Below are 16,202 nucleotides of genomic sequence, written 5' to 3' on the forward strand. Positions count from 1 at the left end.
CAAAGCCGGGGTTGGGCAAGGCTGCTGCGCCTGTGGCGAAGTCTGCTGGCGCCAAGCCTGCGGCTGCCGCCGCTGAAGCCGGGGCGGGCGAGCCCGAGGACGTGAAGCCTGCGGCTGCAAAGCCGGGGTTGGGCAAGGCTGCTGCGCCTGTGGCGAAGTCTGCTGGCGCCAAGCCTGCGGCTGCCGCCGCTGAAGCCGGGGCGGGCGAGCCCGAAGACGTGAAGCCTGCGGCTGTGAAGCCGGGGTTGGGCAAGGCTGCTGCGCCTGCGGCGAAGTCGGTGGATGCGAAGCCTGCTGATGCCGCGCCTGCCGAGCCGAAGTCGGTGGCCGGGTCGGGCGAGCCCGAGGACGCGAAGCCCGCGGCTGTGAAGCCGGGGTTGCGTAAGGCTGACGCGCCCGTGGCGGAGCCCGAAGACGCGAAGCCTGCGGCTGTGAAGCCGGAGTTGCGGAAGGACGGTGTGCCTGCGGCGAAGCCGGGGGCCGACGCCGTTGAGGGCGAGAAGGCCGCGACGCCTGCGGTCAATCCTGTCGTCGAGAAGGCCGATGCCATGGCGGCCGCCGTCAAGGCCGCCGCGGCGAAGGCGGCCGGGGACGGCCAGGACAAGGGACGGTTGCTGGCCGGGCGGTACCGGCTGGGGGCCGTGCTCGGCAAGGGCGGGATGGGGACGGTCTGGCGTGCCCAGGACGAGACCCTGGGCCGGACCGTCGCCGTCAAGGAGCTCCGCTTCAGCACCGGGGTCGACGAGGACGAGAAGCGCCGCCTCATCACCCGTACCCTCCGCGAGGCCAAGGCCATTGCCCGGATCCGGAGCGGGGGCGCCGTCACCGTCTACGACGTCGTCGACGAGGACGGCCGGCCCTGGATCGTCATGGAGCTCATCGAGGGCCCCTCGCTGGCCGAGTTCGTACGGGAGAACGGCCCCCTCACCCCGCACCGCGCGGCCGAGGTCGGCCTCGCGGTGCTCGACGTCCTGCGCGCCGCGCACGGCCAGGGCATCCTGCACCGGGACGTCAAGCCGTCCAACGTGCTCATAGCCGCCAGCGGCCGCGTGGTCCTCACCGACTTCGGCATCGCACAGGTCGAGGGCGACCCCTCCGTCACCTCCACCGGCATGCTCGTCGGCGCCCCCTCCTACATCTCGCCGGAGCGCGCCCGCGGTTACAAGCCCGGCCCGCCCGCCGACATGTGGTCGCTCGGCGGTCTGCTGTACGCCGCCGTCGAGGGAGTGCCCCCGTACGACAAGGGGTCCGCGCTCGCCACCCTCACCGCGGTGATGACCGAGCCCGTGGACCCGCCGAAGAACGCCGGCCCGCTGACCGAGGTCATCTACGGCCTGCTGGTCAAGGACCCGGCGCTGCGGCTCGACGACGACCGGGCGCGGGCGATGCTCACGGCCGTCGTCAACGCGCCCGAGCCCGAGCCGGTCCCCGTGGCGGCCCCGATGGCCGAGGAGACCCGGCAGATATCGCTGGCGGACGCCAAGGAGGCCGCAGAGAAGGCCGCCGCGGAGAAGGCGGCCGAGAAGGCGGCGAAGAAGGAACGCGACCGGCGCGACCGCGAGCAGCGCGAACGCGCGCGCGCCGCGCTGAAGTCGGCCCGCAAGGCGGCGGCGACGGCGGCGGCGACGCCCGCGGTGGCCACGACGGCCGTCTCGGCCGCCGAGGCGCCGAACTCGAAGCCGAAGCCGAAGACCAGGCCGTCCCCCGTCGCGGCTCCGCTCACCGACGTCATGACGCGCCGCACCATCGCGCTCGCGATCGCCGCCGTGCTCGTGGTGCTGGCGGCGGTCGGCTCGCTGATCGCCTACGTCGTCAGCGACGATGACAAGGGCACCAAGGACGAGGGCAAGGGCGGCCAGACCCCTCCGAGCGCCTCGGCCGGGCAGACCCCGGGCGGCACCGGGCAGACCTCTCCGAAGCCCTCGGCGAACACCGGTGAGTCGGCCGGCAGCGGCGCGGCCGGTGCCAGCGGCCAGCCGGGCCAGGGGCAGCAGGCGGCCTCCGGGGGTCAGGGACAGGGCCAGGGCCAGGGCCAGGGGGCCACGACCGGGGGAGCGGGCAGTGGGATCCCGGCCGGATTCGCCCTGGTGCAGGACTTCGGGTTCCACTTCTCGATGGTGATGCCCGAGGGCTTCCAGCACCTGGAGACGGCGGGCGAGAAATCGGGCGCCATCTACAGCCGGGCCAAGGACTTCCCGAAGATCCAGGTCGACTACACCTCCAGCCCCGGCGACGACGCGCGCACCGCCTGGGCCAAGCTGGCTCCTGCCGTGGCGGGCAGCAGCAAGGCGTACAAGCAGATCCGGATCGACACGGTGGACTACAAGGGCTATCCGACCGTGGCGGACTGGGAGTTCGAGCGCGAGCAGAACGGCATCAAGGTCCGGGTGCTCAACCGCGGGTTCAAGGTGGACGCGACGCACGGCTACGCGATCATGATCAGCTGCGCCGCCGACCAGTGGGACGGCGCCCAGTGCACCCAGATGCGCAACGTCGCCTTCGAGACCTTCCAGCCGCTCGGCTGACCCTGGGACGCGGGCGGCCCCGGCGACGTATCGTGTCAGCGGGGCCGCGGGGGACCCCGCCGCACTCGGGGGAGGCGATGTGGAGGAGTACGCGGGCCGGATCCTGGCCCACCGCTACCGCCTGCCGCTGCCGCCGTCCGACGAGTACGAGCTGGTCGAGACCCGGGCCTTCGACACCCGCAGCGGGCAGGAAGTCCTCGTACGGCAGCTGCCGTTGCCGGAGGTCGTGGACGCCGAGCTGATGGACGGGCCGCGGGCCGTCCCGGCGGCGGCGCGCCGCTCGCCCGCGGACCTGCCGGCCGTGCGGCGCGCGATCGAGGCGGCGCAGGCGGCGGCCTCGATTCCCGACCATCCGCGGCTGGACCAGGTCTTCGACGTGTTCGCCGAGGGCGAGTCGCTGTGGATAGTGAGCGAACTGGTCCCTGCCAGGCCGCTGGCCGCGCTGATCGCCGACGAACCGCTGAGTCCCTACCGGGCCGCTGAGGTGGCGTCGGACGTGCTGACCGCGCTGCGGGTGCTGCACGCCCACGGCTGGACGCACCGGAACATCACCGTCCGGACCGTGTTGGTGTGCGACGACGGCCGGGTCGTGCTGACGGGCCTCGCGGCCGGCGCGGCGGAGGAGGCTCTGTGCGGCTACGACCCCGTCCCCGGCGCGGATGCCTCCGGCAGCGACGCGGGGTGGGGCGGCGGCGGCCCGGACACGTCCGCGGACCGGGGCGCCGTCCTCGGTGCGGGACCCGTCGGCTCGGGCGGTGACGCCGGGTGGGGTCGTGCGGAGGAAACGACGAGCCCCGGGCCCGCGGAACCGGAGCCCGGGCCCGCGCCCGAGGCCGGGTACGCGCCGCTGGTGGCCCCGGGATACGACACCGGGCCGCGGTACACCGACCACATCACCCCCGGGCGGCCGCAGGACCGGCCCGAACTCCAGGCGGCCGCACGGGCCGGGGCCATCGCCGCGTACCGGGCCGGGGCGCGGGCGGCCGCCGCCCGGGTCACCGAGCAGCGCAAGGCCGGGGCCGAGGCGGATCCCGCGCCGGAGCGCAGGCCCGAGGGGTCGACGCTCCCGCAGGGGTACTCGTACCCGTACGGCGGCCCGGAGACCGGCGGCGCCGCCCCCTGGCACGGCGCAACCCCCCGCCGCCCGGCCCTCGCCGCGCCCGCGCCGCCTGAGTCGGAGCCGGAGCCGGAGCCGGAGCTCGGGTCGGCGGTGGACCCGGAGCACAGCGCGCGCCCGGAGGTGGGGGCCCGCCCGGCACTGCCCGCGCAACTCGCCCTGCCCCAGGGCTACCGCCAGGCCGACGACCCGGACCCGGCGCAGCCGCCCGGCGCGGCCCACGGCGCCGAACACCGCGCCGCCCGGCCCCCCGCGCAGCGGGACCCCGGCCCCGGGCAGCCGGAGCCCGACCGTTCGCACCCGGCGCCGGCGCCGGCGCAGCCGCACGGCGTCCCCGCAGCCTCCGCCGCGGGCGGGTGGGCCGGGCCGCGGACCGGGCTGGATGCCGAGCGGGCGCGCCAGACGCGGATGGCCGTCGTCGGGGCCGTGACCGAGCGATGGGCTCCCGAGCAGGCCGGCCCCGTGCACGGGCACTGGCAGCTGGCGCCCCCGGTCGGGCCCGCCACCGACCTGTGGGCGCTCGGCGCGCTGCTGTACCGCGCCGTGCAGGGCCACGCCCCGTATCCCGAGGAGAGCGTCGCCGAGCTCGTCGAGATGGTCTGCGCCGAGCCCCCCGCCTTCGCGGAGGAGTGCGGCGCGCTCCGCCCGATCGTGGAGTCCCTGCTGCGTCAGGACCCCACCGAGCGGCCCGACTTCGAGGAGCTCCGCGGCTGGCTGCGTTCGCTCGTACGGACCGCCCCCGAGCCGGAGGCCGGGTTCGGCATGCTCCCGATGCCGGAGCCGGATCCCGCGCGCCTGCCCGTCGTACGCCGCCGCGGCGAGCTCCACGGGCGGCACCGCAATCCCGCGGCGCCCCGCAAGCCGCGCGCCCTCGGCCGGACGCTGCTCATCGGCATCCTGGTCCTCCTCGCCGGGGCCGTGGCGTACGCGATGCTGTTCATGCCCCGCGCCGCCGACACGGACGAACCGGGCGCCGGCACCCAGGGTCAGGGCAACACCGCGCAGACACCGTCGTCGCAGAGCCCCTCCCAAGTCCCCAGCGGCACGCCCGAGTCCAAGCCGGCGCCCCAGACGACCGGGCCCGCCGCCACCCCGGCCGCTCCCGCCTCCGCCCCGCCCGGCTACACCACCCAGCAGGATCCGGAGCACTTCGAGATCGCCGTCCCCGAGGGCTGGGAGCGCCGCGGGATCAACGAGGCCGGTCAGGTGCGGTACACCGACGGGCAGTTCGTGCTGACCGTCGTCCCCGGCCGGGACAAGGTCCAGGGCAATCCCGACCCGGCGGCGTACCAGAAGGACAAGGAGCCGGAGCTGACCCCGTACCGCACCTCCACGTGGTCGACCGTCGGAGACGTCAAGACCACCAAGGTCGGCTCGCAACTGCGCGCGACGGGCCGGTACACGTGGATCGACGGCACCGGCCGCAACGTCTACGCACGCAACTTCGTGGTCGCGCTGGGGGGCAGCTACCACGTCGTCATGGTCACCGGCCCGGAGGACGAGCAGGGCAAGGTCACCGAAGTCTTCGAGAAGGCCACGGCGAGTTACAAGTCCGGTGGCTGAGCCCGTACTGATGACCGGTCAGTACGGCGATTGCGTCACAGTGCGGCCTTTCGGAGCCCGGGCGGTTCCGGCAGGCCCCGTGAGCTCCGTAATCTGGCCTGAAGTGCAGAGAGCGGCGGGATTTCGTGGAACAGCAGACAGGTGGGGGCGCCGTGCTGGCGGGCCGGTACAGGCTCGTCGAGCCGATCGGCCGGGGCGGCATGGGCAAGGTGTGGCGCGCGCATGACGAGCTGCTCCACAGGACCGTCGCCGTCAAGGAACTGACGGCCGGTCTGTACGTCGCCCAGGCGGACCGGGACGTCATGCACGCCCGGACGCAGAAGGAGGCCCGGGCCGCGGCCCGGATCCAGCATCCGGCGGTCGTCACCGTCCACGACGTGCTGGAGCACGACGACCGGCCGTGGATCGTCATGGAGTACATCGACGGCCCCTCCCTCGCGGAGGCGGCCAAGGCGGCCGGGCGGATCGAGCCCCGCGAGGCGGCCCGGATCGGTCTGCACGTGCTGGGCGCGCTGCGGGCCGCGCACGCGGTGGGCGTACTGCACCGGGACGTGAAGCCGGGCAACGTGCTGCTCGCCAAGGACGGCCGGGTGCTGCTCACGGACTTCGGGATCGCCGCGATCGAGGGCGACTCGTCCATCACGCGCACCGGCGAGATCGTCGGCTCCATCGACTACCTGGCTCCCGAGCGGGTCACCGGCGCGACCCCCGGCACGGCCTCCGACCTGTGGTCGCTGGGTGCCACCCTCTACACGGCGGTGGAGGCGCGCTCGCCGTTCCGCCGTACGTCGCCCATCTCCAGCCTGCAGGCCGTGGTGAACGACGAGCCGCCGGCGCTGCGCCAGGCCGGTGCCCTGGGGTCGGTGATCACGGCCCTGCTGCGCAAGGATCCGGCGGAGCGGCCCTCGGCGGAGGAGGCCGAGCGGATGCTGCTGGAGGCGATGGAGGGCCGGGAGCCCAAGGCGGCGCAGGCGTACGTACCGACGCGCGCGGTGAGCGTGGACGAACTCGCCCCGGCTCAGGAGCAGAGCGAGGAACCGGCCCCGACGGCGGAGACCGCGCAGACGGCCGCGCTGCCGGAGCCCCCGGAGACCGCTCCGCCGGTATCCGCCCCCGCCCCGGCGGGCGGTCGGATCAAGCGCGCCGCGGCCATCGCCCTGGTGGCGGCACTGCTCGGCGGCGGCGGTGTCTTCGGCGTGCTCAAGTTCACCGGTGACGCGGACAAGGGCGGCGGTTCCGACAAGAGCACGAGCGCCCCCGACGCGAAGTCGGGTGACGAGAGCGAGCAGGACGAGACCCTCGCAGCGCCCGCCGGGTGGACCGAGGTCACCGACCCCACCGGCTTCACCCTCTTCGTCCCGGACGGCTGGACGCGCCAGATGGACGGCAACCAGATCGACTACACCCCGGACAACGGAAAGCACTTCATCCGGATCGCCACCGACCCCAGCCCGGACTACGACAACCCGTACATGCACCTGATCGACCTGGAGAAGCAGGTGCAGAAGCGGACGGACTACAAGAAGCAGCTGCTGAAGCAGAACACCTTCCGCGACACCCCCCGGGCCGCGCTGTGGGAATTCACGTGGACCGAGAAGCAGAACCACCCCGGACCACGCCGGGCCATCGAGCAGATGTACTTCGCCCCGGACAACACCGAGTACGCGATCTACATGTCGAGCCCCGCCGCCGACTGGGCCACGACCCGCCAGCAGTTCGACATCGTCCTCAGCGGCTGGGAGCCGCCCGCCGCGAAGCCCTGATTCCGCCATCACGCCAGCGATCACTGGCAGAAATGGCAAAATCGGGTTACCCACGGGTACCCAAAGGCCCCTTGGCGCAATACGCTCACCGCATGACGGACTCGCAGGCCCCCGCCGCCCCTCTCCGGACCGCACCGCAGCCCACCGACCCGGTCGCGCAGGCCCCGGCCGGCGCCCGCCCCGCCACCAACCCGGTCGCGCCGGCCCCGGCCGGTGCCCGCACCGCCGCCGACGTGGTCACCCCGGGCCTCGTCGCCCGGCTGACCCGCGGCGTGATCGGCTCCGGGCGCACCGCCAACCACACCCCCTTCAGCGGGGACCGGCTGGCGGAGCTCCCCGAGGCCACCGCCGAGGACGTGGCCGAGGCCTTCGGCCGGGCCCGCGCCGCCCAGCCCGCCTGGGCGGCCGTCCCCGTACGCCGGCGGGCGGCCGTCCTGCTGCGCTTCCACGACCTGATCCTGGCCCGCCAGTCCGAGATCCTCGACCTCATCCAGCTGGAGACCGGCAAGGCCCGCCTGCACGCCCACGAGGAGCTCCAGGCGGTCGTCATCGCCGCCCGCCACTACGGCCGCAAGGCCCCCTCGTACCTGCGACCCAAGGGCCACACGGGCGCCATGCCCACCCTCACCAAGGTCACCGAGCTGCGCCAGCCGCGCGGGGTCGTCGGCCAGATAGCCCCCTGGAACTACCCCCTGGAGCTGTCGGTCGGCGACGCCCTGCCCGCCTTCGTGGCGGGCAACGCGGTCGTCATGAAGCCCGACACCGAGACCGCCCTGACCGCCCTGTGGGCACGCGACCTGCTGATCGAGGCCGGGATGCCCGCCGAGGTCTTCCAGATCGTCCTCGGCGAGGGCCCCGTCGTCGGCCCCGAGGTGGTCCGGCACGCCGACTACGTCTCCTTCACCGGCTCCACCCGTACCGGCCGCGAGGTCGCCCGGGGCGCGGCCGACCGCCTGATCGGGGTCAGCCTCGAACTCGGCGGCAAGAACCCCATGCTCGTCCTGCACGACGCCGACATCGAGAAGGCCGCCGCGGGCGCCGTCCGCGCCTGCTTCTCCTCCGCCGGCCAGCTGTGCATCGCCATCGAGCGGCTCTACGTCCACGCCTCGATCGCCGACGCCTTCCTCGAGCGGTTCGCCGCCCGCACCAAGGCCATGCGCCTGGGCAGCTCCCTCGCCTTCGGCGCCGACATGGGCTCCCTGGCCGGCGAGCGCCAGCTGGAGAACGTGACGAGGCACGTGGACGAGGCCGTAGCCAAGGGCGCCACCCTCGTCGCCGGCGGCACCGCCCGCCCCGACATCGGCCCGCTCTTCTACGAGCCCACCATCCTCGACGGCGTCGAGGCGCCCATGTCGGTGTGCGCCGAGGAGACCTTCGGCCCGGTCGTCTCCGTCTACCGCTTCACCGACGAGGACCAGGCCATCGCCGAGGCCAACGCCACCGCCTACGGCCTGAACTCCAGCGTCTGGACGAAGGACTCCCGCCGGGGCCACGCCGTCGCCGCCCGCCTGCGCACCGGCACCGTCAACATCAACGAGGGCTACGCGCCCACCTACGGCAGCGCCCAGGCGCCCATGGGCGGCATGAAGGACTCCGGCCTCGGCCGCCGCCACGGCTCCGAGGGCATCCTCAAGTACACCGAGGCACAGACCGTCGCCCAGCAGCGGCTGCTCCCCATGGCGCCCTCGCTGGGCATGGACGACGAGAAGTACGCGGCGTTCATGACGCGCAGCCTCAAGGTCATGAAGGCCCTCCGACTCCGCTAAAGGGGCAGCTCAGTGTCGTACGACTACGACGTCATCGTCATCGGATCGGGCTTCGGGGGGTCGGTCTCGGCACTGCGCCTCACCGAGAAGGGCTACCGGGTCGGCGTCCTGGAGGCAGGGCGCCGCTTCACCCGCGAGGGCCTGCCCAAGAACAGCTGGGACCTGCGAAACTACCTGTGGGCCCCGGCCCTCGGGCTGTACGGGATCCAGCGCATCCACCTGCTCGGCAACGTGATGGTGCTCGCGGGCGCCGGCGTGGGCGGCGGCTCGCTCAACTACGCCAACACCCACTACGTGCCGCCCGCCGCCTTCTTCGAGGACCGGCAGTGGGCGTCCATCACCGACTGGCGCGAGGAACTCGCCCCGTACTACGACCAGGCCAAGCGGATGCTCGGCGTACGCCTCAACCCGACCATGACCCCCTCCGACGTCCACCTCAAGGCCGCCGCCGAGAAGATGGGCTGCGCGGACTCCTTCCACATGGCCCCGGTCGCCGTCTTCTTCGGCGACGGGGACGACGCCGAGGGACAGCGGAAGGTCCGGCCCGGCGAGGAGGTCGCCGACCCGTACTTCGGCGGCGCAGGCCCCGCCCGCAAGGCCTGCACCGAATGCGGCGAGTGCATGACCGGCTGCCGGCACGGCGCGAAGAACACCCTCAACGAGAACTACCTGCACCTCGCGGAGGGCGCCGGCGCCGTCATCCACCCCATGACGACCGTCACCGCGCTCTCCGACCACCCCGAGGGCGGCTACCGCGTCCGCACCGTCCCCACCGACGGCCGCCGCCGCGGCAAGGCCAGGGTGCTGCGCGCCCGGTACGTGATCGTCGCGGCGGGCACGTACGGCACGCAGACCCTGCTGCACACGATGAAGGACCGCGGCGAGCTCCCGCACCTGTCGCAGCGGCTCGGCGAGCTGACCCGTACCAACTCCGAGGGCCTGGTCGGCGCACAGACCGACGACCGCCGCTACGGCAAGCGGCACGGCAAGGACAGGCGGGCCGACTTCACGCGCGGCGTGGCGATCACCTCCTCGGTCCACCCCAACGCCGACACGCACATCGAGCCCGTGCGCTACGGCAAGGGCTCCAACGCCATGGGGTTCATGACCACCCTCCAGGTCCCCTACGGCAAGAACCGGGTACGGGCCTGGCTGACCAGGACCGCGAAGCACCCGGTGCAGCTGGCGCGTTCGCTGTCCAACCGGCGCTGGTCGGAGCGGACCATCATCGGCCTGATCATGCAGTCGGTCGACAACTCCCTGACCACTTACCGCAAGCCCGGCGGGCTCGGGAAGGGCCTGCTGACCGCCCGCCAGGGCCACGGTGCCCCGAACCCGGTCCAGATCGTGGAGGCCACGCAGACCGCCACCCTGCTGGCCGAGGAGATCAACGGCTTCCCGGGCAGCAACGTCGGCGAGCTGATGGGCACCCCGCTGACCGCGCACTTCCTCGGCGGCTGCCCGATCGGGGCCTCGCCCGAGGAGGGCGTGGTGGACCCGTACCACCGGCTCTACGGACACCCGGGCATCTCGGTGGTGGACGGCTCGGCCATCACCGCGAACCTCGGGGTCAACCCGTCGCTGACGATCACGGCGCAGGCGGAGCGGGCCATGTCGTACTGGCCGAACAACGGCGAGCAGGACCCGCGGCCCGAGCAGGGGGCGGCCTACGTCCGCCTGGAGGCCGTGGAACCGGCCCGCCCGGTGGTCCCGAAGGAGGCCTTCGGCGCGCTGCGGCTGCCGTTCCTCGCGGTCCCGGAGATTCCGCCGCGGACTCAGCCGCAGAATCCGCCGAAGATTGCGCCGCGCGATCCGGAACCGGCCGGCTGACAGCGGTGGGTACCGCGCTCCCCCTCCGAGCGCGGTACCCACCGCGGTACATAGGTGACAGATGTTCAGCCTTGATGGTTGTACCGGAACGGGGCGGGCCGGTCTGTGGTGTCGATCACACGGTGAAGTGTGCAACTGCTGCTGATCTTCAAGGGTCAACGGCTGCATGAGAAAGCGCATCTCCTTGCTGGCCGCCTGCGGCCTCGTGGCCCTGGGGCTGGCCACCACTCCCGCGCACGCCGCGGACCCCGCCTTCACCCTGGCCGGACCCGCCGAGATCGGCCTGCGCCCACACCCCGGGCAGAGCGGCGAGCCGCAGAAGGCCTCGGTCGCGTTCCGCGTCGTCAACGACACCACCAAGCCGTTCGACCGCCAGACCACCTTCACGATCGACCTGGGCCCGCTCAAGGGCATCGCCGACGTCAAGCTGGCCAAGCAGCAGGGCTCGGACTGCACGCTCACCGCCGCCGCGGTGACCTGCAAGCGCGGGGGGCTCTGGGCGGGCGAGACCACCGTCGTGGACCTCGACCTCACCGCCGCCAAGGACGCCAAGGTCGGCGCGAGCGCCGACCTGACGGTGACCGGCAAGACGGAGGGCGCCACCTTCAGGAGCGCCACCACCAAGGTGCGGGTCGGCGGCCCCGACCTGGTGCTGGAGCCGGCCAAGCTCAAGGCCGAACAGAAGCCGGGCGACAAGCAGAACCTGCCGATCGTCTTCGCCAACGAGGGCACGGACGCCGTCCAGGGCGTGGTCCTCGAACTGCGCACCACGCACGGCATCGGCCTGGTGGAGCAGTACGAGAACTGCTCGTACTCCGAGGACACGAGCGTCGGCCAGCCCTGGAACACCGGCTGGAGCACGGTGCAGTGCCTGCTCGAGGGCGCGTACGAGCCGGGCACGGTCTACGAGGTCAGCGGCCCGCTGACCCTCAAGGCCGCCCCGCACGCCTTCACCGACGGCCTGACCTACGCCGTGTACGCGGCCGGCGACCAGCCGAAGGCCGGCCGGCAGCTCAAGAAGCCGGCGGCCGGCACGAAGCTGGCCGCCCAGGCGCGGGCGGCCAAGGCCTCCGTGCGGTCGGTGGACCTCGACCCCTGGAACAACTTCCAGGAGTTCGACTTCGCGACGCAGAACACCGCCGACCTGGTGGCCACGGCCGCGTCCCCCAAGGGCAAGGCCGGCGAGACGGTGAGGACCGAGTTCGGCTTCCGCAACAACGGTCCGGCGTGGGTCGCCAACCTGCGTTCCGGTGAGGCCGTCGCCCGCACCGACATCGTGATCCCGGCGGGCGCGAAGGTCACGAAGGTGCCGACGGGCTGCGAGGCGGTCAACGCCGACGGCACCCGCCGCGAGCAGGCGCTGGGGGCGCCGCGCTACTTCTGCTCCACCGGCCACGTGGTGGGGGAGAAGGAGACCTTCTCCTACCCGTTCGAGCTGAAGATCGAGAAGCTCGTTCCGGGCGCCATGGGCTTCGTCTCGGTCGGCGGCTGGACGCCGGAGGGCACCCAGGCCCAGCGCTGGGACCCCCAGCACTCCAACAACAAGACGGCCTTCGTGATCATCGCGAAGGACGGCGGCACCGCGCCCACGCCGACCACCTCGGCCACGGCGACCCCGAGCGCCTCGGCCACCCCGTCCGCGACCGCCTCGGCGACCGCGGGCGCCGCCGCCGGCGCCAGGGCGAACGGCGGCCTCGCCTCCACGGGCACCTCCGCCGGGACGCTCGCGCTCGGCGGCGCGGTGCTGGTGGCGGCCGGTGGCGCGCTGATCCTGGCGTTCCGCCGCAAGGCGTCCGGGCACGCGTAAGCGCGCGGCCCCGTACACGCACAACGGCCGGCCCGGGGCGTCCCCAGGGCCGGCCGTCCTTTACGGGGTGACCGGGCTGCTGTCCCCTGCCGTCCGGTCACGCGAAGGAGCGAGGTCCCACGACGCACGCTCCACGGGGCGTACGTCTCATCGCTCCAGCGGAGCCACGCGTGGTGTTGCGGTTCCGCGGCTGGCTGTCGCGGACACCCTCACCAACGAAGGTCCCCGCGAGCCGGTCACGCTCCGGACGGGTGACGAACGGCCGTCACACGCGGCCCCGGCACAGCTCCAGCAGCGTCATGGCGAGGGCGGTGCCGGGCTTCCCGAGGGCGTCGCTCCAATGCGAGAGCACCTCCATCTCGCGGGACAGGTTCACCCGGCGCCCGCCCGACGCGATCCGGGCGTCCTGGATGACCGTGGAGACGGCCATCCGCTCCTGGATCAGACCGATGATCCGGTCGTCGAGGGCGTCGATGCGCGTGCGGGAGTCGGCGATCAGCTGCTCGGGGGTGGTGGTGATCGTGGTCATGGTCTTCTCTCCTGTCGGGTGGGGCCCGCAGGTCCGGAGAAACGCCAGAGCGCCCCGGTCCTGTCGGACCGGGGCGCTCTGGGAAGTCAGCGGCTCAAGCGAGCATCACGATGACCCATGGCGACCGGACCGGCCGGTGCCATAGGTAAAGAGGAAGCTCAGCTGCTTGCGCATGGTAGGGATTATTGCCTTTCGTTCCCCGCCTGGCCAAGCGGGTTCGGATGTTGAGATCCTCCCCTTCGCGAACGAGGGGATTCCTACCTCACGCTGCCTGGCGGACCGGCGGTCCGTCGGGTCTTCCACGATCAGCGGTAGCCGGGTTGAGACCAGCCCGGACGTGGGGGCACCTCCCAGCGGTAGCTGGGGGACATCACGCGTGCGGAGTTCTTGTCCCGAGGGGAGACAGCTCCGCACGTGGTGCACGTGTACGTACGTTCCGACAGCGGCAATGCATCTCTGCCTCGACGACGAAGGACGCGTACCAATGGCCGAGGCTGTCACAGTAGATGCGGACGCTGGACGGGGATGAAAGCAGCTCTCGCGACCACACCACCGTCAGCGATACACCGCCCGCCAGGTGCAGGCGCCCTTTTCTCAGTCGGAAGCCGTTACGGGTGTAGTTGAGCGTCGGGTCCGCTCGGTCTCTCTTCTTGAAGAGGGGCATCCCCGTGCGCTGTCGCACCGGCAACCGGGCCTTGATGTCCTTCAACGCCTTGGCGCGCGCCTTGGCGAAGTCCCGGATGATCTGCTGCTGCGGCACACTGCCACCTTGGCGCAGCCACTCATGTTTGCTACGCCAGCCGGTCAGCAGCCTGTCCAGCGCTGCCGGTCCGCGCTTCTTTCCGGCCTTGTGCGCAGCCCGCGATTCGGCCACGCATTGGTTCCACACCCAGCCACACCGGTCCCACTCCACCAGCAGAGCCGACTAAGCGGTGGGCGACACGCGCAGTCGATAGGTGTACCGGGCATATCCGGCCTCCCCGACTTCCCCCACTGTCGCCATAACGCCAACTTAGAGTTGCAGCCCGCAGGTCTCCCTGAAATTCCGACGGCCCACACGAACGAGTGACCGACCGCACGCACTGACCGGCGGTCGGCTATTCCGTGAGCGCGACGCGGGCGTGGTCGGTGTACACGCGCCGGAACAGGTTGTGGCCGGTTCGCCCCGTGTGCCGCAGTGCCCAGTCCTGCGCTGCTGTCTGCTCGTGCTGCGGGCCGGACTCGGCCCCGCAGAGATAGGCCGCGCAGAAGGCCTCGTAGGTGACGCCGCCTTCCGGCGCGTGCCGGATGGTGTGTGCGACGTACCGGAGGGCGGTTCGTGGGCTCAGCATCGGCTGCGCCCACGGTGAGCGACGATCTCCACATTGCAGTCCGACAAAGCCGAGTGGTCACCCCGCCGGTGGGCTTCCGAGCGCTGGTTCGCCAGTGCCGCGCACACGTCGCAGCCTGCGGCCGGTTTCGGAGCCTCGGAAGGAAGCGACAGATGCACAGGTGGGCTCATGGTGGTCTGAGGTGCCATGAACATCACGCTAGATAGCGCCAGTTGGGGCCGCGAAAGACTATTCGCGATTATTCCTCTGCAGTGGTTGGCCATGCATCGACATTCCTGTGTGGCAGCCGACATCCTGGGAGTCCAGGGCTCCCGCGACGAAGGGGCAGGACCGATGGCACGCAGGTTGCGCATCAACGGCACAGGCAGCGGCGAAGGTGGCTGCCCCGGGCGAGGTGGCGATCGTGGTTCCGCGTGAACTGCTTGTCGACTTCGGCCCCAAGGCGGTCATCCGCGTGCCGCGCATCATCGATCTGGATGCCTTCGGCAGGCTGTTCGAGAACTTCGAGCACACTGCGTGGCGGCTGGAGACGCGCAGGCGGTACGCCTCTGACGAAGCCACCGACACGTACGCCCAGTTCCGGCGGGGCGAGAGTCCGCCATGGGACATGGAAACAGCGTGGAGCAGGACCATTCGGCAGAAGACGGCAGGCGGAGCCACGGTTGGTCGCGTACGCGTTGTCGACAGCCACCCGACTCCGGGGCAGCGCTACCTCATGGCTCACACCGAGAAGAACGCCGCGCTCGGCGAGGACATCCGCAATCTGTGGCGTGCGGACGCCGAGCGGCTCCGGCTGCCCACGCAGGATTTCTGGATCTTCGATTCCCGGCTCGTCGCCGTGCTCAACTTCGATGACGACGACAACCTGCTCGACGTTGAGCTGATCACCGAGCCGGCCGAGGTCAACCGTTATGCCCAGGTGCGGGACGCGGCCTGGCATGACGCAGTCCCGTACGAGACCTTCGCCGCAGGACTGGCGGTCGACGAGCAGCAGTGAGCGTGTGAGACCGGTGAGCACGGACTACCAGCAGGCGAGAGCGGCCCTCGGCGTGAGGCTGCGGGAGCTACGTGAGTCCTGCCCTGGAAGCCGGCTCACCGGTACGGCGCTGGCGGCGCGCCTCGGCTGGACCCAGTCGAAGGTCAGCAAGCTGGAGACGGGGCGGCAGACAGCCACGGCCGACGACCTGCGGGCGTGGGCGGCAGGAGTCGAGCAGCCCGAAGCAGCGGAGGAACTGCTGTCCCGGCTGCGCGGGCTGGAGTCCCGTATCCGCTCATGGCGCCGCCAGCTGGCGGCGGGACTCCGGCCCGTCCAGGATGTGCACAACCAGGTGCAGGCGGACGCGCGCATGCTCCGCGCGTGGGAATCGTCCTGGGTCGTCGGAGTGCTTCAGACGCCTGACTACGCGCGTGCGATCTTGAATCGCTTCGCCGGACTTCACCAGACGCCCAGGGACATCGAAGAAGCCGTGCGATCCCGGATGAAGCGGCAAGAGGGCCTGTACGACTCGGGCAAGCGCTACCGGATCCTGCTGTGGGAAGCGGTCCTGCATGCGCGGATCTGCCCGCCCTCGGTGCTCGCCGCCCAGCTCGACCGCCTGCAGGGCGTGATCGGCCTTGACACCGTGGAGCTGGGGATCGTTCCCCTTGAAGCGGCCCTGCAGATCCCGCCGGGTCTCGGATTCTGGATCTACGACGACCGGCAGGTGGTGGTGGAAACCTGGCACGCGGAGCTCTGGGTGGATGACGCCGACAGCGTCGCCACCCACCTCCGGGTCTGGCAGACGCTTCGAGAATCCGCCGCCTTCGGGGTGGACGCACAGCGTGTGATCGGCCGGGCACGTCGCGCCGTGGAGGGGTGAACCTGCCCGGGCGGCGCACCGCTGTGGCGTTGGATTCGGATGGTGAGACGAAGAGGCCCTTACGTCCCCCGTTAGAATCGACAAAACAGCCACCTCTTCCGCCGGAAGGCCG

General features: G+C 72.0%; 9 protein-coding genes and 2 pseudogenes. 8 read left to right on the plus strand and 3 right to left on the minus strand.

The features are described 5' to 3' along the window. The first annotated feature begins 548 nt into the window (after positions 1–548). The 6 genes from ACZ45T_RS00600 to ACZ45T_RS00625 all read left to right on the plus strand — a co-directional run bounded on the left by ACZ45T_RS00600 (position 549) and on the right by ACZ45T_RS00625 (position 12,371). Complete coding sequence (locus ACZ45T_RS00600; protein ID WP_468436976.1) at positions 549–2,525, plus strand: serine/threonine-protein kinase; 1,977 nt, start codon at positions 549–551, stop codon at positions 2,523–2,525. 79 nt (positions 2,526–2,604) lie between these two features. Continuing rightward, entirely contained in the window at positions 2,605–5,205 is a 2,601-nt protein-coding gene (locus ACZ45T_RS00605; RefSeq protein ID WP_468435902.1) for a protein kinase, read from the plus strand. 125 nt (positions 5,206–5,330) lie between these two features. Continuing rightward, a complete protein-coding gene (locus ACZ45T_RS00610) occupies positions 5,331–6,968 on the plus strand; it encodes a serine/threonine-protein kinase (protein ID WP_468435904.1) in 1,638 nt (545 codons plus the stop codon). Positions 6,969–7,060: 92 nt separating this feature from the next. Further along, entirely contained in the window at positions 7,061–8,734 is a 1,674-nt protein-coding gene (locus ACZ45T_RS00615) for a succinic semialdehyde dehydrogenase (RefSeq protein ID WP_468435906.1), read from the plus strand. Between the two features lie 12 nt (positions 8,735–8,746). Next, on the plus strand, positions 8,747–10,564 hold the full coding sequence (locus tag ACZ45T_RS00620; protein WP_468435908.1) for a GMC oxidoreductase: 1,818 nt from the start codon (positions 8,747–8,749) through the stop codon (positions 10,562–10,564). A 166-nt stretch (positions 10,565–10,730) separates the two neighbouring features. After that, positions 10,731–12,371, plus strand: coding sequence for a peptidase (locus ACZ45T_RS00625; RefSeq protein WP_468435910.1), 1,641 nt, complete (start codon positions 10,731–10,733; stop codon positions 12,369–12,371). 265 nt (positions 12,372–12,636) lie between these two features. On the opposite strand, the gene ACZ45T_RS00630 is transcribed toward ACZ45T_RS00625, so the two are convergent. The 3 genes and pseudogenes from ACZ45T_RS00630 to ACZ45T_RS00640 all read right to left on the minus strand — a co-directional run bounded on the left by ACZ45T_RS00630 (position 12,637) and on the right by ACZ45T_RS00640 (position 14,231). Beyond that, positions 12,637–12,900 (minus strand): chorismate mutase, encoded by a 264-nt coding sequence (locus ACZ45T_RS00630; protein ID WP_468435912.1) that lies wholly within the window; start codon positions 12,898–12,900, stop codon positions 12,637–12,639. Between the two features lie 454 nt (positions 12,901–13,354). Continuing rightward, positions 13,355–13,819 (minus strand): annotated as a pseudogene (locus ACZ45T_RS00635) (nuclease/transposase family protein); the annotation flags it as partial. Between the two features lie 178 nt (positions 13,820–13,997). Further along, a complete protein-coding gene (locus ACZ45T_RS00640) occupies positions 13,998–14,231 on the minus strand; it encodes a DUF7848 domain-containing protein (protein ID WP_468435914.1) in 234 nt (77 codons plus the stop codon). A 333-nt stretch (positions 14,232–14,564) separates the two neighbouring features. Here ACZ45T_RS00640 and ACZ45T_RS00645 point away from each other — a divergent pair. Next, a pseudogene (locus tag ACZ45T_RS00645) lies at positions 14,565–15,228 on the plus strand (DUF6879 family protein). Positions 15,229–15,241: 13 nt separating this feature from the next. Next, a complete protein-coding gene (locus ACZ45T_RS00650; protein ID WP_468435916.1) occupies positions 15,242–16,090 on the plus strand; it encodes a helix-turn-helix domain-containing protein in 849 nt (282 codons plus the stop codon). Positions 16,091–16,202: the final 112 nt, after the last annotated feature.

The organism is Streptomyces sp. NPDC030995, from assembly GCF_055571215.1.